At 62.5% G+C, this 22,186-nt stretch carries 24 protein-coding genes; 13 read left to right on the top strand and 11 right to left on the bottom strand.

Translation table 11 applies throughout. The annotated features are described in order from the left end of the window. Window positions 1-140 precede the first annotated feature (140 nt). Window positions 141-1,286, bottom strand: coding sequence for a MalY/PatB family protein (locus tag L0G76_RS01725; RefSeq protein WP_304355698.1), 1,146 nt, complete (start codon window positions 1,284-1,286; stop codon window positions 141-143). Window positions 1,287-1,512: 226 nt separating this feature from the next. Here L0G76_RS01725 and L0G76_RS01720 point away from each other — a divergent pair, with 226 nt between their 5' ends. From L0G76_RS01720 to rplQ, 7 genes are all read left to right on the top strand, one after another. Then, window positions 1,513-2,736 (top strand): MFS transporter, encoded by a 1,224-nt coding sequence (locus L0G76_RS01720; RefSeq protein WP_304355697.1) that lies wholly within the window; start codon window positions 1,513-1,515, stop codon window positions 2,734-2,736. A 275-nt stretch (window positions 2,737-3,011) separates the two neighbouring features. Beyond that, entirely contained in the window at window positions 3,012-3,233 is a 222-nt protein-coding gene (infA, locus tag L0G76_RS01715; RefSeq protein ID WP_304355696.1) for a translation initiation factor IF-1, read from the top strand. Between the two features lie 61 nt (window positions 3,234-3,294). Further along, on the top strand, window positions 3,295-3,408 hold the full coding sequence (rpmJ, locus tag L0G76_RS01710; RefSeq protein WP_009884960.1) for a 50S ribosomal protein L36: 114 nt from the start codon (window positions 3,295-3,297) through the stop codon (window positions 3,406-3,408). A 188-nt stretch (window positions 3,409-3,596) separates the two neighbouring features. Further along, entirely contained in the window at window positions 3,597-3,965 is a 369-nt protein-coding gene (gene rpsM, locus L0G76_RS01705; RefSeq protein ID WP_092102951.1) for a 30S ribosomal protein S13, read from the top strand. Between the two features lie 51 nt (window positions 3,966-4,016). After that, the gene (gene rpsK / locus L0G76_RS01700) at window positions 4,017-4,421 is read left to right on the top strand and encodes a 30S ribosomal protein S11 (protein WP_009884958.1); all 405 of its coding nucleotides are present in this window, start codon (window positions 4,017-4,019) and stop codon (window positions 4,419-4,421) included. 152 nt (window positions 4,422-4,573) lie between these two features. Continuing rightward, the gene (locus L0G76_RS01695; protein WP_143921942.1) at window positions 4,574-5,572 is read left to right on the top strand and encodes a DNA-directed RNA polymerase subunit alpha; all 999 of its coding nucleotides are present in this window, start codon (window positions 4,574-4,576) and stop codon (window positions 5,570-5,572) included. Window positions 5,573-5,595: 23 nt separating this feature from the next. Next, window positions 5,596-6,138, top strand: a complete 543-nt coding sequence (gene rplQ / locus L0G76_RS01690) for a 50S ribosomal protein L17 (protein ID WP_304355695.1) — start codon at window positions 5,596-5,598, stop codon at window positions 6,136-6,138. A gap of 466 nt (window positions 6,139-6,604) precedes the next feature. Here rplQ and putP read toward each other — a convergent pair whose 3' ends face one another. Next, the gene (gene putP, locus L0G76_RS01685; protein ID WP_304355694.1) at window positions 6,605-8,125 is read right to left on the bottom strand and encodes a sodium/proline symporter PutP; all 1,521 of its coding nucleotides are present in this window, start codon (window positions 8,123-8,125) and stop codon (window positions 6,605-6,607) included. Window positions 8,126-8,399: 274 nt separating this feature from the next. Beyond that, complete coding sequence (purU, locus tag L0G76_RS01680; RefSeq protein WP_304355693.1) at window positions 8,400-9,251, bottom strand: formyltetrahydrofolate deformylase; 852 nt, start codon at window positions 9,249-9,251, stop codon at window positions 8,400-8,402. Between the two features lie 167 nt (window positions 9,252-9,418). Here purU and glyA point away from each other — a divergent pair, with 167 nt between their 5' ends. Both glyA and L0G76_RS01670 read left to right on the top strand, forming a co-directional pair. Continuing rightward, entirely contained in the window at window positions 9,419-10,693 is a 1,275-nt protein-coding gene (gene glyA / locus L0G76_RS01675; protein ID WP_304355692.1) for a serine hydroxymethyltransferase, read from the top strand. Continuing rightward, entirely contained in the window at window positions 10,693-11,580 is an 888-nt protein-coding gene (locus tag L0G76_RS01670) for a bifunctional methylenetetrahydrofolate dehydrogenase/methenyltetrahydrofolate cyclohydrolase (RefSeq protein WP_304355691.1), read from the top strand. Before glyA ends, L0G76_RS01670 begins: the two co-directional genes overlap by 1 nt. A gap of 122 nt (window positions 11,581-11,702) precedes the next feature. On the opposite strand, the gene L0G76_RS01665 is transcribed toward L0G76_RS01670, so the two are convergent. Beyond that, window positions 11,703-12,191, bottom strand: a complete 489-nt coding sequence (locus tag L0G76_RS01665; protein ID WP_304355690.1) for a GNAT family N-acetyltransferase — start codon at window positions 12,189-12,191, stop codon at window positions 11,703-11,705. A gap of 84 nt (window positions 12,192-12,275) precedes the next feature. Between L0G76_RS01665 and L0G76_RS01660 the strand changes: the two genes are divergently transcribed. Then, window positions 12,276-13,088, top strand: coding sequence for an exodeoxyribonuclease III (locus L0G76_RS01660; RefSeq protein WP_304355689.1), 813 nt, complete (start codon window positions 12,276-12,278; stop codon window positions 13,086-13,088). A gap of 156 nt (window positions 13,089-13,244) precedes the next feature. Here L0G76_RS01660 and L0G76_RS01655 read toward each other — a convergent pair whose 3' ends face one another. After that, on the bottom strand, window positions 13,245-13,577 hold the full coding sequence (locus tag L0G76_RS01655) for a DMT family transporter (RefSeq protein WP_487246977.1): 333 nt from the start codon (window positions 13,575-13,577) through the stop codon (window positions 13,245-13,247). Continuing rightward, entirely contained in the window at window positions 13,574-13,951 is a 378-nt protein-coding gene (locus L0G76_RS01650; protein ID WP_304355688.1) for a DMT family transporter, read from the bottom strand. Before L0G76_RS01650 ends, L0G76_RS01655 begins: the two co-directional genes overlap by 4 nt. Before the next feature lie 194 nt (window positions 13,952-14,145). On the opposite strand from L0G76_RS01650, the gene trpS reads away from it, so the two are divergent. Both trpS and L0G76_RS01640 read left to right on the top strand, forming a co-directional pair. Beyond that, window positions 14,146-15,144 carry a tryptophan--tRNA ligase gene (trpS, locus tag L0G76_RS01645; RefSeq protein ID WP_304355687.1) on the top strand — a complete coding sequence of 333 codons (999 nt, stop codon included), beginning with the start codon at window positions 14,146-14,148 and terminating at the stop codon, window positions 15,142-15,144. 52 nt (window positions 15,145-15,196) lie between these two features. Beyond that, a complete protein-coding gene (locus tag L0G76_RS01640; RefSeq protein ID WP_304355686.1) occupies window positions 15,197-16,246 on the top strand; it encodes an App1 family protein phosphatidate phosphatase in 1,050 nt (349 codons plus the stop codon). Window positions 16,247-16,260: 14 nt separating this feature from the next. Here L0G76_RS01640 and L0G76_RS01635 read toward each other — a convergent pair whose 3' ends face one another. The 5 genes from L0G76_RS01635 to L0G76_RS01615 all read right to left on the bottom strand — a co-directional run bounded on the left by L0G76_RS01635 (window position 16,261) and on the right by L0G76_RS01615 (window position 21,095). Beyond that, on the bottom strand, window positions 16,261-17,250 hold the full coding sequence (locus L0G76_RS01635; RefSeq protein ID WP_304355685.1) for an NAD(P)H-dependent flavin oxidoreductase: 990 nt from the start codon (window positions 17,248-17,250) through the stop codon (window positions 16,261-16,263). A 140-nt stretch (window positions 17,251-17,390) separates the two neighbouring features. Beyond that, window positions 17,391-18,167: an enoyl-CoA hydratase gene (locus tag L0G76_RS01630; RefSeq protein ID WP_304355684.1), complete on the bottom strand. Its 777-nt coding sequence runs from the start codon at window positions 18,165-18,167 to the stop codon at window positions 17,391-17,393. Further along, window positions 18,164-19,222 (bottom strand): enoyl-CoA hydratase/isomerase family protein, encoded by a 1,059-nt coding sequence (locus L0G76_RS01625; protein WP_304355683.1) that lies wholly within the window; start codon window positions 19,220-19,222, stop codon window positions 18,164-18,166. Before L0G76_RS01625 ends, L0G76_RS01630 begins: the two co-directional genes overlap by 4 nt. Window position 19,223: 1 nt before the next feature. Next, on the bottom strand, window positions 19,224-20,390 hold the full coding sequence (locus L0G76_RS01620) for an acyl-CoA dehydrogenase family protein (RefSeq protein WP_304355682.1): 1,167 nt from the start codon (window positions 20,388-20,390) through the stop codon (window positions 19,224-19,226). Between the two features lie 189 nt (window positions 20,391-20,579). Further along, complete coding sequence (locus L0G76_RS01615; RefSeq protein ID WP_304355681.1) at window positions 20,580-21,095, bottom strand: MarR family winged helix-turn-helix transcriptional regulator; 516 nt, start codon at window positions 21,093-21,095, stop codon at window positions 20,580-20,582. A 52-nt stretch (window positions 21,096-21,147) separates the two neighbouring features. Here L0G76_RS01615 and L0G76_RS01610 point away from each other — a divergent pair, with 52 nt between their 5' ends. After that, on the top strand, window positions 21,148-21,822 hold the full coding sequence (locus L0G76_RS01610; RefSeq protein ID WP_487246976.1) for an SOS response-associated peptidase: 675 nt from the start codon (window positions 21,148-21,150) through the stop codon (window positions 21,820-21,822). Window positions 21,823-22,186: the final 364 nt, after the last annotated feature.

The following is a 22,186-nucleotide window of genomic DNA, read 5'->3' as shown; positions in this document are numbered from 1 at the left end:
TTCGGCCCGAGAACACCGAGGCAGCCAAGCGAATGACGTCCCGTGCCTTCGATCAGCAGCTTCTTGAGCGCGCCGGTTCCAGTTCGACGTTCGATCTCATCGAATGGCTGCCCAGCGACCGAGGCGGCCGCGACGTCGGTTCACAGCGCAGAGGCGATGCGCTCGATCGCTTCTGCCAGCAGGGGCCGGGGGAGAGCGAAGTTGAGGCGGATGTGGCCCGCGCCGACCTCGCCGCAGAGTCGACCTTCGGTGATCGCGACGTGGGCGCGTTCATTGAAATGCTCGGACAGTCCGGCCTCGAGACCATATCCGCGCAGGTCCAGCCAGGCCAGGTAGGTGCCCTCGGGCGGGAGGTACGTGGCATTGGGCAGGTGAGTGGAGACGAGATCGGTCAAGAGCTCGCGATTGCCTTTGAGGTAGGCCGTGATCTCGTCCAGCCAGTCACCGGACTGGGTGTACGCCGCAGTGGTGGCGAGAATGCCCGGGTTCGACGCGGCGCCCGAGACGAAGCTTCCCTTCTCGGCCCAGATCGCACGGTCATCGGCACTGCTGAGAATGAGCTGTGCGCACTTGAGACCGGGGATGTTGAACGCTTTGGATGCGGCGGTCGCCGTCGCGGTATGAGACGCGGTGGTCCGATTCAGGCTCGCATACGGAACGTGACGGGCCGGCGCAAAGACGAGGGGCGCATGGATCTCGTCGGAGAACACGCGCGCACCATTGCGTTCGACCACCTCGGCGAGGGCCAGGAGCTCCGCCTCGGAGTACACCTTCCCAATCGGATTATGGGGATTGCACAGGACCAGGGTGGCCCCTGGTGTGAGCGCGGCATCGATGGCCTCGAGGTCCATCGACCAATCGGTCTCCGAGCGGAGCATCGGTACCTCGATGAGCTCGCGTCCGGTGACCCTGGCGACGTCGAAGAAGGGCATGTAGGCAGGAGTCGGAAGGACGATCGGGGTGTCTGCCGAGGTCAGGTGCGTGAGAATGCCCAGAAAGCTCGCGATGACATCGCTGGCGAGCTCGACGTGATCTGTCGGGAACTGCCAACCGTAGCGCTCGGCACAGAACGCCGAGGTGGCCGACTTGAGGTCGGAGATGATCGACTGCGGTGCATAGCCGAAGAGGTCGCGCTCATCGACCTCGCGCAGCGCCTGACGTACGGCAGGTGCGACACCGAAGTCCATCTCCGCGATGAACGCGCCGAGGCTGCCGGGGAAACTCGACCACTTCCGGCCGCCCTTGGCGATGAGTGAATCTTCTGTGATCGAATCCAGGTCCTGCACGTGATGCTCCTTCGATGGCCGTTGCGTGACTGTCTGCATTCACGCTAGCAGGACGGGACGGGCGGAGAGGGAGGAGCCGACATGCACGGTCACGGACTGACGGGCGTCGATGGTGGGCAGATCCGACCGCTTCCCGGCGCCCATTCGGCAGGGCGAAGCATTAAGGTGGATCCGGAGCGGAGAATCAGCGCCCAGTCATGCGAACCACGGAGAGGTGGAAGCTGCGATGCCCGCACCACAGCGTTCGGTGTTCCGGCGGAATCAATGGGCACTGAGTCTGGCGCAGCTGTTCTCCGGCATCGGCATCGCCACCGGATTCGCCGTTGGCGGAATCCTCGCCGAGCGCCTGACCGGACGCACGGAGCTCGCCGGATTCGCCCAGACGGCGTCCATCCTCGGTGCCGGGCTTCTTGCCGTGCCGCTGGCGAAGCTGGCTGAACACAGAAGCCGTCGACTGGCATTGGCCAGCGCCTACGCGATCGCGCTCTGCGGTGCCATTCTCATCGTGTTGGCGATACTGGTCGAGATCGACGTCGCATTCTTCATCGGCATGGGCTGCTTCGGAGCCGCGACGGCCGCGGGACTGCAGGGCCGCTATGCCGCCACGGATGCCGCCCCTGACCATCTCAAAGGCTCCGCGATGTCCGTGGTCGTCTGGGCGACGACGGTCGGCTCTGTCATCGGACCCAACCTGTCCGGGCCCGGTGCCGGCCTCGGCGAGTCCCTGAGCCTCGACCCGCTGTCCGGGCCGTTCGTCATCGCGGTCGCGGGCTTCGCGCTTGCTCTGCTCAGCGTGCTGTTCCTGCGCCGGACCACACCCGCCACGCGAGATGCGAGCAGTGAATCCCCTCGCCGAGGCGGCACCTGGCAGGCCATCCGTCGGTCCCCGGCCGCCCTCATGGGCCTTCTCTCCGTGGTCACCGGACACATGATCATGGTCGCCACCATGGTGATGACGCCCCTGCACATGGACCATCATGGGCTCGGCCTCGAACTGATCGGCATCACGATCGGAGGACACATCCTCGGCATGTACGGGTTGTCCCCGGTCTTCGGCTATCTCACCGACAGATACTCCGCGGGTCGGGTGATTCTCTTCGGGCACGGACTGTTCGCCGTGTCGTTGGTCCTCGGACTCGTCGATGCACTCGGTGAGTCGTCGTTTCTCCGTCTGTCGGTGGCACTGTTCGTCTTGGGGCTGGGGTGGAGCGCATGCCTCATCGCCGGTTCCACACTCCTGACCAAGGAAATCGATCCTGGGCACCGTATGTCGGTGCAGGGGGTCTCCGACGCGGGAATGAATTTCGGGGCCGCGGCACTGGCGGCGATGTCCGGGCCCCTGCTGGCCGTCGGCGGGTTCGCGGCGATCACGCTGATGGGCTTCATCGTGCTCGCGGTCGCAGTCGTCTTCAGCATGCGGGCTCGGTACGGAACTCGCCATACGGAGTGACCGGCGAGGCACCTCGGCGCTTGCGGAAACCGATTGTAAGGGAGTTCACCCCGGTAATCCAGCACCGTGTGGAAGAATCTTTCACCATAGTGTAGGGTTGTTGATTGGTCTGTTCTCACTCAACTCACCCTTTTTCAGTTGTGGGCGGCATATGCCATCCGCAGCTTTACTTATGGTGGGGAGAACCACAGTCCATGGGGTCGTCGGGGTCAATCGACGATACACGATTACGTCGAACGCGAAGTTTTCGCGGGAATACGAGGTTAGCGAACGATATGGCCAAAAAAGAAGGGGTCATTGAGATCGAAGGCAGCGTTGTCGAAGCTCTCCCGAACGCATCGTTCAAGGTTGAGCTGAGCAATGGGCACAAGGTGCTCGCTCACATCTCAGGAAAGATGCGACAGCACTACATTCGAATTCTGCCCGAGGACCGGGTCATCGTGGAGCTGTCTCCATACGATCTCTCGCGTGGACGAATCGTTTACCGCTACAAGTAAGGATCTTCGATCATTCGTACCCACCCCTGCGCAGGGGTGAGGGTCGGAAGAAGGAATAACGATGAAGGTTAAGCCAAGCGTCAAGAAGATCTGTGAGAATTGCCAGATTACCCGCCGTCACGGTCGGGTCATCGTCATCTGCTCCAACCCGCGTCACAAACAGCGCCAGGGTTGAGCAGCTCTTCGAGCAGACAGAGGCACCCGTAAGGGGCTTCAGCAGCACCACACCCGCGCAGACCTCGCCATCTGCATTGCCTCGTGGGCATTGTCAGGACGATACCTTCGGTCGGGGGCCGAGGACCTTGGGAGACCAAGGACAGGTCTGCATCAGCACCTCCGGAACGACAACAGGAGACAGTACCTATGGCACGACTTGCCGGAGTCGACATCCCGCGTGAAAAGCGCGTGGAGGTCGCCTTGACTTACATTTATGGTGTGGGCCGCACCCGTGCGCGCCAGACCCTGACGGAAACGGGAATCAGCCCCGATACCCGTGTGAAGGACTTGAGCGATGCCGAGCTCGTCCAGTTGCGTGACTTTATCGAGGGCACATTCCAGGTTGAGGGTGACCTCCGTCGTGAGGTTGCTGCCGATATTCGCCGCAAGGTGGAGATCGGAAGCTACGAGGGCCTGCGTCACCGCCGCGGTCTGCCGGTTCGCGGGCAGCGGACCAAGACGAATGCGCGTACCCGCAAGGGACCGAAGCGCACCGTGGCCGGTAAGAAGAAGTAATATGCTCACCCGGTTGACCAGCATCAGCCACCTCGATCAGGAGTAAAACACATGCCTCCCAAGTCACGCGCCGCTACAGTGCGCAAGCCTCGCCGCAAGCTCAAGAAGAATATTGTTGCCGGTCAGGCACACATCAAATCAACCTTCAACAACACCATCGTGTCGATCACCGATCCGACCGGTGCTGTCATCTCCTGGGCCTCCTCAGGTGAGGTCGGCTTCAAGGGATCGCGCAAGTCGACCCCTTATGCCGCGCAAATGGCCGCGGAATCCGCTGCCCGTCGCGCACAGGAGCACGGTCTGAAGAAGGTCGACGTCTTCGTCAAGGGACCAGGTTCGGGACGCGAAACCGCGATCCGTTCGCTGCAGGCCGCCGGTCTGGAACTGGGCACCATTCAGGATGTCACGCCGGTTCCGTTCAACGGCTGCCGTCCCACCAAGCGCCGCCGCGGCTGATCCTTCCGTGTATCTGCGACCGATGGCGGGGCAAGCCCTGGCATCTGTCGCAGAACGGATTCCCAGATAACCCGAACCGTTCTTCATGGCTTGAATGCCATGACGTGCAGTGCGAACGTCATATAGCGGATGTTCGCTGAAAGGAAGCCCACGTGCTCATTGCACAGCGCCCAACGCTCACGGAAGAAGTCGTCTCCGAGAATCGCTCACGGTTCGCCATCGAACCACTCGAGCCAGGATTCGGCTACACCCTCGGCAACTCGCTTCGTCGTACCCTGCTGTCGTCTATTCCAGGTGCCGCCGTCACATCCATCCGGATTGACGGAGTGCTCCACGAGTTCAGCACCGTTCCGGGAGTCAAGGAGGATGTCACCGAGTTCATCCTCAACCTGAAGTCCCTGGTCGTGTCCTCGGAATTCGATGAACCGGTCGTTGCCTACCTGCGCAAGCAGGGCCCAGGCACCGTGACTGCCGCCGATGTCTCGGCTCCTGCCGGAGTCGAGATCCATAACCCGGATCTGCATATCGCCACGTTGAATGGTGAAGGTCGTCTGGATATGGAGCTGACCATCGAACGTGGTCGCGGTTACGTTTCGAGCGCTCAGAACAAGAATGCGGATGCAGAGATCGGTCGGGTCCCCGTTGACTCGATCTACTCGCCGGTTCTCAAGGTCACCTACAAGGTCGAAGCCACTCGTGTCGAGCAGCGCACCGACTTCGATCGCCTAGTCCTCGACATTGAGACCAAGCCGTCGATGACCCCGCGCGATGCGATCGCGTCTGCGGGCAAGACACTGGTCGAGCTCTTCGGCCTGGCTCGGGAACTCAACGTCGAAGCCGAAGGCATCGAGATCGGTCCTTCGCCGGTTGACGCAGCTCTGGCTGCCGATCTGGCATTGGCCATCGAAGATCTCGATCTGACCGTGCGCTCCTACAACTGCCTCAAGCGCGAAGGCATCCACACGGTCGGCGAACTCGTTGCTCGCAGCGAAGCCGATCTCATGGATATCCGCAACTTTGGTTCGAAGTCGATCGACGAAGTGAAGGCCAAGCTCAACGAGCTCGGCCTGAGCCTCAAGGACAGTCCCGCCGGGTTCGAGCCCGGTCTCGTTGATGAGGACCAGTCCTACGTCGAAGACGAACAGTACTGATTAAGACCTAGGAGTAAGACACTATGCCAACCCCAACCAAGGGTCCTCGTCTAGGAGGCTCCCCAACACACGAGCGCATGATGCTCAACAACATGGCTGCCGCCCTGTTCGAGCACAAGAAGATCACCACGACCGTGACGAAGGCCAAGCGCCTGCGTCCGGTGGCGGAGCGCATGATCACCGCAGCGAAGAAGGGCGACCTCGCCGCCCGTCGTCGCGTGCTCGGCAAGATCGGCGACAAGTCGATCGTGCACGAGCTGTTCACCTCGATCGCCGAAACCATGGCCGAGCGTCCCGGTGGATACACCCGTATCACCAAGATCGGTCCTCGTGCCGGTGACAACGCGCCGATGGCCGTCATCGAACTGGTCCTCGAGCCCTACTCGCCTAAGCAGGCAACTGTGAAGGAAGCCGAGCAGGCCACCGAGACCGCAGCAACGAAGAGCGAGAGCGCAGAGGTCGTCGACGAGGCTCCTGCCGAGACCACCGAGGTTGCAGCCGACGACGCCGCTGCCGACGAGGTCGCTGCAGACTCAGCTGACGAGAGCGCCGAAGAGACCAAGTAAGGCCTCAGAGTCGCAACATCTCAGGCGGGCACCCGATGGGTGCCCGCCTGATGTGCATTCACAGGGGTGTTCCGAACTGTATGCGCAGGGCTTGCGTGAGAAACAGATGAGTATGAGCCCGGACGGAGGAGCGCAAGCGAGGGACGAGCGCGAGGGTGGACGGAGCACACGCGAGGGGTCAACGAGCACAGCAGGACAAACGCGCTTGTTGCAGACCGTCTTTACGTGCAGATCCTGCAGTTCCTCTCAGTTCCTACCTGTGGCATCACTTCGGACCCGTGGTCCGGCTTGAAACACTGAGCGGCTATTCCTCCCTGTGCTGGTGGAGGAATAGCCGCTCAGTGTAGGACGCAGTGATTCTGCTAGCCCGCGGGACGGTGTTCAGTCCCCATGACCTGCGAGCAGGCCCGCCGGACGAGCGCTGTCCCACCGACGGGCGCTGACTCCTCGGGCGGGAGCCGCGCTGTCACTTCACGCGTGAGAGCTCGACAGATTCGTCGAATTCGCGGTCTGTGTCCGCATTGGGCTTGTACGTGAACTTGCTGACCACGACCGCCACGATGAGGTTCACAGCGAAGCCGGGGATGATTTCGTAGATGTCATCCGTGATCGGAATGCTGACCTGTCCCCAGATGAATGCCACTGCGGCACCCGAGATGAGTCCGAAGAGGGCACCCCAGTTGCTGAGCTTCTTCCAGAACAGGGTGAGCAGAACAATCGGACCGAATGAGGCACCGAAGCCGGCCCAGGCGAATGCCACCAGGTCGAGGATGCTGTTCGACGGCGAGATCGCCAACATAACGGCGACGATCGCGACGACGAGGATGCCGAGGCGTCCGAGGAGGATATAGGTCTTGTCCTGCAGGGTGCGCTTCGAACCGGTGCGCAGAGCCACGATCTTGTAGAGATCCTCGATGAGTGCCGAGGATGTGACGACGAGCTGTGAGGAGATCGTCGACATGATCGCCGCGAGCACCGCAGCCAGGACCAGACCGGCGATGAACGGGTGGAACAGGATCTGCGCGAGATCGAGGAACACCGTCTCCGAGTCGGCTGGCTCCATATCGGCGTGTTCGGAGAAGTACGAGATTCCGACGATCGCGGTGGCGATGGCACCGAGGGCAGAGATGCCCATCCAGCTCACGCCGATCCGACGTGCCACCTTGGCGTCTCCTGGTGTCCGCAGCGCCATGAATCGCACGATGATGTGCGGCTGCCCGAAGTATCCCAGGCCCCAGGCCAGGGCAGAGATCACCGCGAGATAGGTGCCGCCGGCCCAGAACGGCCCACTGCCGAAGAGGTTGAGCAGGCTGGGATCGATCTCCTTGACGTTCGCGATGACAGTTGACGGTCCGCCGGCGTTGACGACGGCGACGATGGGCACCGCGATGAGTGCGACGAACATGAGCAGCCCTTGGGCGACGTCGGTGAGCGTGGCACCGAGGAACCCGCCGAACAGTGTGTAGACCATGGTGATGGCCGCGACGATGAGCATTCCGGCCAGATAGTTCAGCCCGAAGCTCGATTCGAAGAACTTGCCGGCGGCAACCATGCCCGACGAGACGTAGAAGGTGAAGAACACCAGGATGATGACACCGCAGACGATGCGCAGCAGCCGAGTGTTGTCCTTCAGCCGCTGCTCGAAGAAGCTGGGAATGGTGATCGAGTCACCGGCGTTCTCCGTGAATGCGCGCAGACGAGGCGCCACGAACTTCCAGTTGACCCAGGCCCCGATTGTCAGGCCCACGGCGATCCAAGCTTCGACCAGACCCGAGAGGTAGATTGCTCCGGGCAGTCCCATGAGCAGCCAGCCCGACATGTCCGAGGCTCCGGCGCTCAGTGCTGCAACGCTGGGGCGCAGGCCGCGTCCGGCGAGCATGTATTCGTCGAGGCTGTTCTTCGTCTTGCGGTACGCGAACCAGCCGATGGCCAGCATTCCTGCAAAATACAGGACGATTGCAATTGTGCGGAAAGTGGTTTCCGTCATTATTAGTCGTCTCCTTTTGTAAGCCGGGGAGACTCTACAGCAGAGTGCGCACCAGGTGTGAATTGTCTATGAAGATGCTAATAGCCGATCACGGGCCACAGAGCCCCGGTTCTGCCGCGGTCTTAGAGGGTGCAAATCGGTCGAATATCACCTGTGATAAGCCGATTGCGGGCACCGCAGAATATGTGCGGTGACAGAATGTATGCGCCAGAATGAATGCTTCGGTGGGCATCGGGCCTATTCTCGCCTCGCATTTGCCGCCGAGGTGGTCGGATCAGTTGAAGACGACCGTGCGGTGGCCGTCCATGAGGACCCGCCCCTCGGCGTGCCAGGCCACGGCCCTCGCGAGCACAGCCGCTTCGACGTCCTGACCGCGCTGGACGAAATCGGCGATATTGCGGTTGTGATCGACGCGCGCCACATCCTGCTCGAGGATCGGTCCCTCGTCGAGATCAGGGGTGACGTAGTGGGCGGTGGCTCCGATGATCTTCACTCCGCGGGCGTGCGCCTGGTGATAGGGCTTGGCACCCTTGAAGCTGGGCAGGAACGAGTGGTGGATGTTGATCACGCGTCCTTCCAGCCGAGCGCAGAGATCGGGGGAGAGGATCTGCATGTAGCGGGCCAGGACGATGAGCTCGACGTCGAGCTCCGCAACGAGGCGGCTGAGCTGCGCCTCGGCGGCGTCCTTAGTCTCGCGGGTGATCGGAATGTGGTGGAAGTCGTGGCCATGGAATTCGGTCAGCGCACGCAGAGAGTCATGATTGCCGGCGACGCCGACGATGTCGATCGGCAGCTGACCCGAACTCTGTTGGAACAGGAGGGTGTTGAGGCAGTGCGCGGCCTTGGACACGAGGACGAGTGTTCTCGTCTTCTTCTCCACGGGCTGGAGGCTGAGAGTCATATCGAAACGGTGGGCCGCCTCGGCGAGGGCCGACTCCAGGGTTCCGGCCTCGGAATCATCGATCGTGACGAACTGAACCCGCAGGAAGAACTGCAGGGAATCGGGGGAGGAGAACTGCTGGGATTCGGTGATGTTCGCGCCGAGTGAAGCCAGGACCCCGGTCACGGCGTGGACGATTCCGGTTGCGTCCGGGCAGGTGACTCGCAGGATCCATTCTCGACTCATGGGCTCGATTCTAATGGTCGGACCCGCTGCGCCCCGAACCGGGCTCACCATCCGGATGACGAGCAGCCCGGCGATGTGATCTGGTTCGCTGTTAACATTGATTCCGGGTGTTCGCGGGCCGATCGCGCTTTCCCAATCATCACTTTGGATGCCACAGGAGTGTACACATGACTGATAATTCGCTGCAGGCCTCGCTTGCAGACATCGATCCCCAGATCGCGGAAGTCCTCGACCAGGAATTGGGCCGCCAGCGTTCGACTCTCGAGATGATCGCTTCGGAGAACTTCGTGCCCCGCGCAGTGCTGCAGGCACAGGGGTCGGTGCTGACCAACAAGTATGCCGAGGGGTACCCGGGCAAGCGCTACTACGGTGGCTGCGAATACGTCGATGTCGCTGAGACTCTCGCCATTGAGCGGGCCAAGAGCCTCTTCGGAGCCGAACACGCGAACGTGCAGTCGCACTCCGGCGCCTCCGCCAACGCCGCAGTGATGCATGCGCTGGCTCGCCAGGGTGACAAGATGCTCGGCCTCTCGCTGGCCCACGGCGGTCACCTCACCCACGGAATGAAGATCAACTTCTCGGGCCGTCTCTACGACGTCGCCTCCTACGAAGTCGATCCCGACACCTACCGCATCGACATGGACAAGGTGCGGGAGCGGGCGCTCGAGCATCGCCCCGAGGTCATCGTCGCAGGCTGGTCTGCCTACCCGCGCCAGCTCGACTTCCAGGCCTTCCGCGACATCGCCGACGAGGTCGGAGCGAAGCTCTGGGTCGACATGGCGCACTTCGCCGGCCTCGTCGCCGCAGGCCTGCACCCCAACCCCGTGCCCTTCGCCGATGTCGTGTCATCGACGGTGCACAAGACCATCGGCGGCCCACGCTCGGGATTCATCCTCGGCAAGGAGGAGTACGCGAAGAAGCTGAACTCCGCAGTCTTCCCAGGACAGCAGGGCGGCCCACTGATGCACGTGATCGCGGCCAAGGCCGTGGCGTTCAAGCTCGCGGCCGCGGATGAATTCAAGGCCCGCCAGGAGCGCACCGTGCGCGGAGCACAGATCCTGGCCGAGCGTCTCCTGGCCGACGACGTCGCCAAGGCCGGGGCCACGGTCCTGACCGGCGGAACCGACGTCCACCTGGTCCTCGTCGACCTGCGCAACTCGGCTCTTGACGGTCAGCAGGCAGAAGACCTTCTGCATGAGGTCGGCATCACCGTCAACCGCAACGCCGTTCCGTTCGACCCACGCCCGCCCATGGTGACATCCGGCCTGCGCATCGGCACCCCGGCGCTGGCCACCCGCGGGTTCGGCGATGCGGAGTTCACCGAGGTCGCCGACGTCATCGCCGAGGCACTCAAGCCCGGCGCAGACGTCGAGGCACTCAACGCTCGGGTCACGAAGCTCAGCGACGACTTCCCCCTCTACGAAGATCTGGAGCAGTACTGATGGCAGCACAGATTCTTGACGGCAAGGCATGTGCGAAGGAGATCAAGGAAGAGCTGCGGACCACCGTGGCGAACCTTGCCGATCGCGGGGTCGTCCCGGGCTTGGCAACGGTCCTCGTCGGTGAGGATCCCGGGTCGAAATGGTACGTGGCCGGCAAACACCGCGACTGCGCCGAGGTGGGCATCCATTCCATCCGTCGCGACCTCCCGGAGTCGGTGAGTCAGGACGAACTCCTGGCGATCATCGATGAGCTCAATGCCGATGACGAATGCACCGGATACATCGTGCAGCTGCCATTGCCGTCCCACATCGACACGGACACCGTCCTCGAACGCATCGACCCGGCCAAGGACGCGGACGGTCTGCATCCGACCAACCTCGGCCGACTCATGCTCAACGTCAACCGCGAGATCACGACTCCGCTGCCGTGCACCCCACGCGGAGTCATCGAACTGATGCTGCGCAATGGGATCGAACTGGCCGGTAAGCACGTTGTCGTCGTCGGCCGCGGTGTCACCGTCGGCCGGTCGATCGGTGCGCTGCTGACCCGCCGCGCGTACAACGCCACGGTGACGCTGACGCACACGGGAACGACGAATCTGGACGAGCTGCTGGCTCAGGCCGACATCATCGTCGCCGCCGCGGGATCGGCCCGGATCGTGACCGCGGATGCCGTCAAACCCGGCGCGATCGTCCTCGACGTCGGAGTCTCTCGCGAAGAGGATCCGGAGACCGGGAAGTCGAAGATCGTCGGAGACGTGGACCCTGCCGTCGCCGAGGTGGCGGCCTGGGTCTCACCCAACCCCGGCGGTGTCGGGCCCATGACCCGGGCACTGCTGCTGAAGAATGTCGTCGACGTGGCCGAACGAGCGGTGGCAGACGTCTGAGCGAAGCGGATTGAGTCCAGAGACCGACGGCCTCCCACATACCTATGTGGGAGGCCGTCGGTCTCTGTCGTACTGTGTGAACTCGTGCGTGTGCGCCCTTCGGCTCACTCCTCCAAGAAGGCTCACTCCTCCAAGAGTTTGAGCTCGAAGAACACACGAGGATCTCCGGCACCCGCGTAGTCTTCGATGAGTTCACCGCTGAACCCGAGCGAGGAGTGGAAGGAGATCGCTGCGGACGAATCCGGCAGGGTCGCGGCCTGCACCGATGAGACACCCAATTCCCGCGAGTGCTGGATGAAGTGTTGGTACAGGCGTCGACCGATTCCCAGATGGCGGAAATCCGAGCGCGCGGCAACGAGGTGAATGTACGCGGGGCCGTCATGAGGGATGACGCCGAGCAGGTAGCCGACGATCTCTGAACGGTATCTGGCGACCAGTCCCGAGGTCACGAATTGGCGGAACCAATAGGCGTCGTGATCGCCGCTCAAGTCTCGATCTCCCCAGAAGTTCTCCTGCGCACCGACCAGGAACTCTCGCATCTCACGGGCGTCTACCTCGTCGAGCGGGCTGATGCTCAGCTGCTCAGAATCGAAAGTCTCGTCTACGGCCATTGCGCCTCCTGAAATATGCTTCTTTCCATCACTGTATAACGCCCAGGCCCGGATGAGTAGTGCGCTCATGCCATGATAGAACACATGATTCGTATTGCATCAGTCAACGTCAACGGAGTTCGGGCGGCATGGAGAAAGGGGATGCCCACCTGGGTGGACAGTGCGAAGCCTGACTTCATCACGCTGCAGGAAGTCCGGGCCGCCAACGACATCGCACTCAAGGTGCTCGAGGACACGGGCTACACCACGATCAGCCACGACGCCGAAGCCAAAGGGCGTGCCGGTGTGGCCGTCATGGCACGCACCCAACCGGTCGAAACCCGCGAAGGGCTCGGAACGGACGGTTACTTCGATCGGGCCGGTCGATGGCTGGAGACGGACTACCGCCTCGGCGACGGATCGCTGCTGACTCTCGTGTCGGCCTACGTCCATTCCGGCGAGGTCGACACCCCCAAACAGGAGGACAAATACCGGTTCCTCGACCGGATGACCGTACGCCTGCCTGAACTCGCGGAGCACGCCGATCATGTGCTGATCACCGGTGACCTCAACGTCTGCCACACAGAGCGCGACTTGAAGAACTGGAAGGCCAATCGCAAGAAGGCCGGTTTCCTGCCCGAGGAGCGCGTTTACTTCGACGGCTTCTTCGGCGAGGTGGGCTTCGTCGATGTGCACCGCAGCCTCAGCGGCGATGTCGACGGACCCTACACATGGTGGTCCATGCGCGGTCAGGCCTTCGACAACAATGCTGGTTGGCGCATCGACTACCAGATGGCGACGCCGGCACTCGCCGAGGCGGCGGCCAAGGCCACGGTCGACAAGGCCGACAGCTGGGCCGAGCGCTGGTCCGATCACGCTCCGCTCGTCATCGACTACGATCTCGCCGCCCCGAAGTAGGGCACGAGCAGTCCAGACCTGATAGAGGAAACTTCTTGGCAACCCTGCGGCCGTTGGGCAACCCACCTATGGGTTGCTGAGAGTTGCTGAGGATCCGGAGGGTTGCTCACAGTTGCTCAGTGTCGCCTGTGCTCAGTGTCGCCTGGGCTGAGGCTCTCAGGCGTATGAGGAGCCGAGCTCGATGAGCAGCACGCCGATGAGGATGAGGCCGATGCCGAGGAGCATCTTCCGCGTCAGCTTCTCCTTGAACAGGGCTCGACCGGCCAAGGCGGTCAGTGCCACCCCGGTGGCGGCCCAGATCCCATAGGCCACGCCCAAGGGGATGCCGGTGCGCAGGGTGAGGCTGAGCAGGCTGAACGAGACGAGGTACCCGGCTGCCACGCCTGCGTACCACCATCTGCTTCCGCCGACCGATGCCATTCGCAGGCTGATCGTGGCCGCGACTTCGAGGATGATCGCGACGGCGAGCAGAACCCATCCGATGATCATGATTCGTCCCCTGGCTCGCCCGCGGGCAGATCTGTCACGGCCTGGTGCTCGTCGTCGTCACGATTGCCGGCCTCGACGAGGATGACTCCGGCCATGACGAAGACGATCCCCGTGATCATGACGGGGGTGAGCGGCTCGGCGAAGAGGATCAGGGAGCACACGGCGGTCAGCGCGACACCCGCAGCACCCCAGATCCCGTAGGCGATGCCCAGCGGCATACCCACGCGCAGCGTGAGGCTCAAGAACACGAAGGCCGCAGCATAGCCGAGCGCCACGAGGACGTAGAGGGCGGGGGAGCCGAGGGCCCCTTTCAGCGCCAGAGTACCCGTGACCTCGGCGATGATGGCGCCAGAGAGAAAGAACCATTTGCGCACAGGACAAGTATCGAGCATCGGTGCCTGTGGCCGAAATCGTGCGGGCCCGGATCGGTGCGGACGACTCCCCGCACGGCGTCGCAGGTTCCTGGCGGGGCAGGCTCTGCTCGCGGGACGGTGACTCTCGCTTCAGCGTCCTCGGCGCGCATGGGGTGGTCTGCGACGACGAGGTGATGAAGTGGCATCATGGTTCTATGATGACTTCTTCTCTGCCACGCACCGTTTCCGGCATTCAGGCCACTTCCGACTCCCTGCACCTGGGTAACTTCATCGGAGCTCTGCAGCAGTTCGTGGCGCATCAGGAGTCACACGATGCCTTCTACTTCATCGCGAACATGCACGCGATCACCGTCGAGCAGGACCCCACGGACCTGCGCGAGAGGACCCTGCGCACTGCAGCGCAGTTCATTGCGGCGGGCCTCGATCCGGAGAAGTCGACGATCTTCGTCCAGTCCCAGGTGCCGGCACACCCACAGCTGTCGTGGGTCCTCGAATGCACCACCTCGATGGGCGAGGCCAGCCGGATGACGCAGTTCAAGGACAAGTCGGCCAAGCAGGAGCATGTGTCCCTGGGCCTCCTCACCTACCCCGCGCTGATGGCCGCCGACATCCTCCTCTACAATCCGCAGATGGTGCCCGTCGGTGAGGATCAGCGCCAGCATCTCGAGCTGACGAGGAATCTGGCCGAACGCTTCAACTACCGGTTCGGTGAGACGTTCGTCGTTCCCGAGGCCCAGATCCTCAAGGCGACCGCGAAGATCTACGACCTGCAGAACCCGGGCGCGAAGATGTCGAAATCTCTGCCCAGCCCTCAGGGCCGCATCGACCTCCTCGACGACGCGAAGTCGCTGACGAAGAAGATCAAATCCGCCGTCACCGATGACGGCAAGGAAATCGCCTACGATCCGCAGGCCAAGCCCGGTGTGTCCAACCTGCTCACGATCTACTCCTCGCTGACCTCGCGGCCGGTGGACGACATCGTCGCCGACTATGAGGGGAAGATGTACGGCCACCTCAAGGTCGACCTGGCCGAGATCGCCGTCGAATCGCTCGCCCCCGTTCGTGAGCGGACCGAAGAGCTCCTGCAGGACCGGGCCCAGCTCCAGGCGATCCTCGACGCCGGTGCAGCCAAGGCCAATGAGATCGCCGAGGTGACCCTGCGAGACGTCTACGACAAGATCGGATTCGTCTGAGCCGGCTTCGACCCGATCCGACCTGACGTGCGACGAGTGTGAAGGAAGAACCGTGGCGAAGAAGAAACCCGAAGAGGGACCGCTGAATCTCACCCCGGACATGCTGCATACCGCGGCACGGATGGAGGATCGTTTCAACGGCTGGCTGCAGAATCGCGCCACCGATCACACCTATCAGCGCACGGTCATCGCCTATGACACCTACGGCGGGACTGGGTGGGTGAGAGTGCTCGGCCGTCTGGTCCTGACACCGACCGGGCAGCCGGCGGCGGATCTGCAGGCAAGCATCCGGGGGTGGAAGTCCTTTGTCAATGTGCCCCTGCCCAATGACACGGCATGGGTGCGTGTCAACGACGAGGAGCACATGGTCACCGCCGATCGGGGCGGCATCATCGATACGGTCATTCCAGGGGACTTCCAGCCCGGTGAGACGGAGATCGAACTGTGGACCGATGGGTCGCTCGTCGATTCCGCGGCCGTGCGGATCATCGGTGAGGACTCGACGTTCGGCATCATCTCCGACATCGACGACACAGTCATGGTCACCTCACTGCCAAGGCCGTTTCTGGCCGCTTGGAACACCTTCGTCCTCAGCGAGCACGCCAGGTCGCCGGTGGCAGGAATGGCTGTTCTCTATGACCGGATCACCTATATGCGTCCCAACTCTCCGATGGTCTACCTGTCGACGGGGGCCTGGAACTCGGCTCTGACGATCAAACGGTTCCTGTCCCGCAATCTCTACCCGATGGGGCCCCTGCTGCTCACCGATTGGGGGCCGACGACAACTCGGGTGTTCCGTTCCGGCAAGGAGCACAAACGCAATTCCCTGGAGCGGTTGTCGCGAGAGTTCCCGTGGATGAAATGGCTGCTCATCGGCGACGACGGGCAGAAGGACGAAGAGGTCTACGGCGAATTCGTGGACAACCACCCTGACAATGTCGCCGCTGTTGCCATCCGCCAGCTCACCGTCGGTGAAGCCGTCTGGGCTGGTGGTCGTTCGAAGCGCCATGGTCGCGGCCAGGGCGTGCCGTGGATCTATGCCCCGGACGGTGCAGGACTGTCATCGCGCCTGACCGAACGGGGCATCATCTCCACGATCTGAGAGTTCAGTGCGGTTCAGCCGACACCGACAGCCGTATTCAGGCGAGCGTCGAGCTCCTTCTTCGCGGCCTCGAACTGAGTTGCCAGGTCCTCGACGAGTTCGGCAGTGGTGCGCTTGGAGTCGAGGACGCCGATGCCTTGGCCCGAGCCCCAGATGTCCTTCCACGCCTTCGAGTCCGAGCCCTCCTTCGTGCCGAAGTCCATTTTCGTCGGGTCGGCGTCGGGAAGGTTGTCGGGATCGAGACCCGAGGCTGTGATCGACCCGCGCAGGTAGTTGCCCTTGACCCCGGTGAAGTAGCTCGAGTAGACGACGTCCTCGGCCGCTGAGTCGACGATCATCTGCTTGTAGTCTTCGGTGACATTGGCCTCTGACGTCGAGAGGAATGCCGAGCCCACATAGGCGCAGTCCGCGCCGGCGGCCAGAGCCGCGAGGATCGAACGGCCGTGGGCAATCGCTCCCGAGAGCAGCAGCGGACCGTCGAACCAGGACCGAATCTCTTGGACCAAGGCGAACGGTGACAGTGCCCCGGCATGTCCGCCGGCACCTGCGGCCACGGCGATGACACCGTCGGCACCCTTCTCCACGGCCTTGTGCGCGAATTTGTCGTTGATCACGTCGTGGAGGACGATGCCGCCGTAGGAGTGCACGGCCTCATTGACCTCTTCTCGTGCGCCCAGCGAGGTGATCACGATGGGCACCTGTTGCCGGACCACCTCGGCGAGGTCAGACTCCAAACGGTTGTTCGAACGGTGAACGATGAGGTTCACGGAGAACGGCGCCGCTGGCCGAGCCGGATTCGCTGCGGTGAACGCGGTGTTGGATTCACGGATCTCGTCCAACCAATCGGTGAGCATCGAGGCCGGGCGCGCATTGAGGGTGGGGAAGGAGCCGATGATGCCGGATTGGCACTGGGCCTTGACCAGCTCGGGGCCCGATGCGATGAACATGGGGGAGCCGAGCACCGGGAGCCGCAGCTGGGGGAGAAGATTGGCGAAAGAATTCATAGTGCCTCCTGTGGGTGGATAGTCGTTTTCCACTCTAACTGAACGATTGTTAAAAGTGATCATGTGGGCAGAAACACCGATGGCGCAGACGAGATCGACTCGTCTGCGCCATCGGTGCACCCGCACGCGTTTCGCGGCGGTCAGGAATCCGTGAAGTTCGCATCCCGCTTCTCGACGAATGCGGCCATGCCCTCGGACTGGTCGTTCGTGGCCAGCGTGGAGTGGAACAGGCGACGTTCGTAGCGCAGTCCCTGCTCGAGCGTCGTTTCGAACGCGGTGTTGACCGCTTCCTTGACCATCGCCGAGGCGATACGGGACTTGGACGCGATCGTCTGCGCGATCTCGTTGGCTGTGGGAAGCAGTTCCTCGGGCTCGACGAGGCGTGCGACGAGACCGGAGCGTTCGGCCTCCTCGGCGTCCATCATCCGGCCGGTCAGGCACATGTCCATGGACTTCGCCTTGCCGATCGCGCGAGTCAGACGCTGAGATCCGCCCATGCCGGGAAGGACGCCGAGGTTGATCTCGGGCTGGCCGAACTTCGCCTTCGTCGACGCGATGAGGATGTCACCCATCATCGCCAGTTCGCAGCCGCCGCCGAGGGCGAATCCGTTGACTGCGGTGATGACCGGTTTGCGAACGTCGGTGAGGCGGGTCCAGCCGGCGAACCAGTCGGCCTTGAACGCGGTCGCGAAGTCGAGGTCGGACATCTCCTTGATGTCGGCACCGGCGGCGAAGGCCTTGCCGCTGCCCGTGATGATGATCGCCTTGATGTCATCGTCGGCGTCGAATGCGGTGGCAGCGTCGGTGACGTCGGTGAGCACCTGCATATTCAGCGCGTTGAGGGCCTTCGGGCGGTCGATCGTGATGGTGGCAACACCCTGGTCGACGGATGTGAGGATTGTTTCGTAGTTGCTCATGCGAACACCTTCTCTTCGTGGTCGGTGGTGAGAATGTCGTGGACTGTTTCGTCGCTGACCTCGTCGAGCGTGGCAGGCGACCATTGCGGGTTGCGATCCTTGTCGATGACCTGAGCGCGGATGCCCTCCTTCAGGTCCGGACGCCGAGTCAGCGCGACGGCCGCCCGGTAATCCTGCTCGAGGACCTCGGCCAAGGACATGTTCCCGGCGTTGCGCAGGGCGGCCAGGGTCACCTTCACCGAGGTGGGGGCCTTGGTCCCGATCAGCTTCGCTGCGGCATTGGCATCGGGATTCGCATGTGCGGCCAGAGCCGCGACGATGTCCTCTGCCCGGTCTCGGGCGTAGCATTCGTCGATCCAGCTTGCAGCCTCGGCGAGTTCGTTCTCGGGAGCGTCGGCGGCGTAGCGCTCGATCAGCGCTGCAACGTCGCCGCCGGCTTCGAGGTCGGCGATGAGTCCGGGAACATCCGCGTCGGGAACGTAGTGGTCGGCAAGGCCCATGGCCAGCGCGGCCCCTGCACCGACCGGCAGACCGGTCAGGGCGAGGTGGGTGCCGAGTTCGCCCGGTGCATTGGCCAGCAGGTGTGTGCCGCCGACGTCGGGGAACAGACCGATTCCGGTCTCCGGCATTCCGATCTTCGTGGAGTCGGTGACGATGCGGTGTGAACCGTGTCCCGATATTCCGACCCCGCCGCCCATCGTGATGCCATTCATGATCACGACATAGGGCTTGGGGAATTCGGAGATCGCATGGTTCATCTTGTATTCGCGATTCCAGAACCGGGCATTCTCATCGGTGCCGGCCACGATGTCGTTGTAGACGGCCTTGATGTCTCCGCCGGCGCACAGCCCACGTTCGCCCCGTCCTGTGACCAGGACTGCTGTGATCGAGTCATCGTTGCGCCAGGTCTTGAGAGCGTCGTCGATGGCGCCCACCATGTCCTGGCCCAATGCATTGATCAGTTTCGGTTTGTTGAGTTCGATGCGTCCCACCCCGTTGTGGCTCGAGGTGATGACGGAGGTTTCGCTTGGCGGTGCCGCAGCTTCAGTTGTCATATCAGCCCACTCCTGTGCTCTTGCGCGAAATGATCACGCGCATGATTTCGTTACTGCCTTCCAGAATCTGGTGGACGCGCAGGTCACGCACCAGCTTCTCAATTCCATACTCTGTCAGATAGCCATAGCCGCCGTGCAATTGGAGTGCTCGGTTGGCGACTTCGAAGCCCGAGTCCGTGGCTGTGAGCTTCGCCATCGCGGAGAGCAGCGAGGTGTTCGGATCGCCCGCGTCATAGGCACCGGCGGCTCGCCACAGGAGGGAACGAGCGGCTTCGAGCTTCGTCTGCATCTCTGCGACGTCGAAGCGCAGTGCCTGGAAGCCGGCGAGTTCCGTGCCGAAGGCCTGTCGTTCGCCCATGTAGGCGATGGTCTTCTCGAGCGCTGACTGTCCACCGCCCAAGGAACACGCGCCGATGTTGAGCCGGCCTCCGTCGAGTCCGGACATGGCGATCTTGAAACCCTGACCAGGTTCGCCGAGGAGGTTCTCCTTGGGTACGCGCACGTTTTCCATAATGACTTGGCGGGTCGGTTGTGCACTCCACCCCATCTTCTGTTCGTTGGGACCGAAGGAGAGACCCTCCATGCCCTTTTCGAGGATGAAAGCGGAGATGCCGCGGGAGCCATCCTGACCGGAGCGTGCCATCACCAGGTACGTTTCGCTGGCGCCGGCTCCGGAGATGAACTGTTTGACGCCGTTGAGGACGTAGGAGTCACCGTCTTCCCTCGCCGAGGTGCGCAGAGCGGCGGCATCGGAGCCTGCATTCGGTTCGGTCAGGCAATAGCTGCCGAGGTTGTCCATCGATACGAGGGGCCCGAGGTACTTCTCCTTCAGTTCGGCACTGCCGTACTTGTCGATCATCCAGGCCACCATGTTGTGGATGGAGATGTACGCGGCGACCGAGGGGCAGGCCGTCGACATCGCTTCGAAGATGAGGGCGGCATCCATGCGGCCCATCCCGGTGCCCCCGGCCTCTTCGCTGACGTAGATTCCGCCCATGCCCAAGTCGGCGGACTTTTTGATCACGTCGACAGGGAAGTGGTGCTCGGCGTCCCACTCCAGAGCGTGCGGAGCGATCTCGGAATCGGCGAATTCGCGCACCATGCCGGAGATCGTCTGTTGTTCTTCGGTGAGACCGAACGGCAGGGCAGCTGCTGTGCTGCGGGACATTGTTCCTCCACGGATAGGGCTATTCACGATTGAGGCTTGTCGCATACGTGATGACGTTCACCACGATACGGAGAAAATACTTGGACGTCCAACTAATTCAGGGCAGCTGCCTCGTCGCAGGGTTCGCCGATAGGGGAGAAGTGCAGGGCCCGCAGCGGAAAGGCAGGGCCCACAGTCGGGAGAGGGGCGTCAGTCGCGGCCTTCGAGCTCGGATCGCAGAGATTCGAGATGGGGCAGGAGTCCGCCCAGGTCGGCCCCGGCGAGTGCAGGTGAGCTGAATACCTCGTCATTGAGGGCGGCCGTGGCGCGTGAGGACAGCGCACGGCCGGTCTCGGTGAGCTCGACGAGTGTGGTGCGACGGTCGTCGGGGTGGCTGCGTCTCTTCACGAGGCCGGCCTTCTCGAGCCGATCGACCGAATTCGTCGTCGACGTGGCGTGAACCTGGAGGCGGGCCGAGATCTTCGACATCGGCAATGTCCCCGATTTGGTGAAGGACAGAAGTGTGAGGACCTCGTATCGCGAGAACGTCAGCGCGAATGGTTTGAGCGCGGCATCGACCTTGGCGAGAAACAGCTGATGGACTCTCATCACTGAGATCACGGTCGTCATGCCATCGGTGGAATCGTTCCACCCGTGGGCGAGCCACTGCTTCCTGGACTCCTCGATCGGGTCGAGTCTGCTCGCTGATGTCTTTTCCGCCGCCATTGTCGACAGTGTAGTGAAGTGAGAAGATAAGCGCATGTGCGGTCGACTCAATATGTCTCTCGATCCGGCAGATCTCGCCGATGAGCTTCGCCTTGACGTCGTCTCCTACGACTACACGCCCAGGTACAACGTGCCACCAGGCTCCTTCGTGCCTATCGTCGTCGAGCGCTTGGATGATGAAGGACAGCTGACGCGGCGACTGGAGACTGCTTCCTGGGGACTGGTGCCGGGATGGGCGAAGGACACGAAGATCGGGTTCAAAGCATTCAACGCTCGGTCGGAGACTGTCCTCGAGAAGCCGATGTTCCGGCAGTCCATCAAGAGGCGCCGCTGCGCAGTTCCGGTCCCCGGCTACTACGAGTGGGAGACCACGGAAGACGGCAAACAGCCGTGGATGATGTCCGCAGCAGGTGGCGATCCGCTCTTCATGGCCGGCCTCTTCGAGTTCTGGAAGCGGCCAGACCAGTCCTGGATGGTGTCGACGACGATTCTGACGATGGAAGCGGCAGGGCATCTGCAGGATGTGCACCATCGGATGCCGGTCTTCCTCAACCGCAGCGCCGTCGATGAATGGATCGATCCCGCGGTGCCGAGCGGCAACGTTCCCCCATTGGTGGAATCGACCCTGTCGCAGGTGGACCCAGCGAGTGTGACTCGACACAAGGTCGGCAAGAGCGTGGGAAACGTGCGCAACGACGGCCCAGAGCTGACTGCACCGGTGGCCTGAGCGCACCTCTGCAGGGGAAGGTGGAACTGTTGGCTGCGCAGGGCGAGACCCGGGACTGCACAGGGGTGCCGAAGAGCATTGCCGACCGCTGCTCCTTCTGTGCTGGCAAGGGCCGAATCAGCCGATTTTGCACACGGTCTCGCATGTGTGTAGTGTGTACCGAGTTGCCAGCCCGCAAGGAACGGCAACGGTCACTCTGATCAGGTTTGATCCCAGCGAATTGAAGATGAACTTCAAGTTGCGAAGGTCGAAACAACACTGTAGAGTAGATATCCGCTGGTACGGCGAGCCGTAAGGCAGAAAGTACACAATTGAAACTGACACCCCTGGTGAACGCACTGTGTTTTGGTGTGGTGACGGGTGA

The sequence above is a fragment of the Brevibacterium picturae genome (assembly GCF_030453725.1).
GTDB lineage: Bacteria > Actinomycetota > Actinomycetes > Actinomycetales > Brevibacteriaceae > Brevibacterium > Brevibacterium sandarakinum_A.
This window is presented reverse-complemented; position numbering and strand designations above follow the sequence as displayed.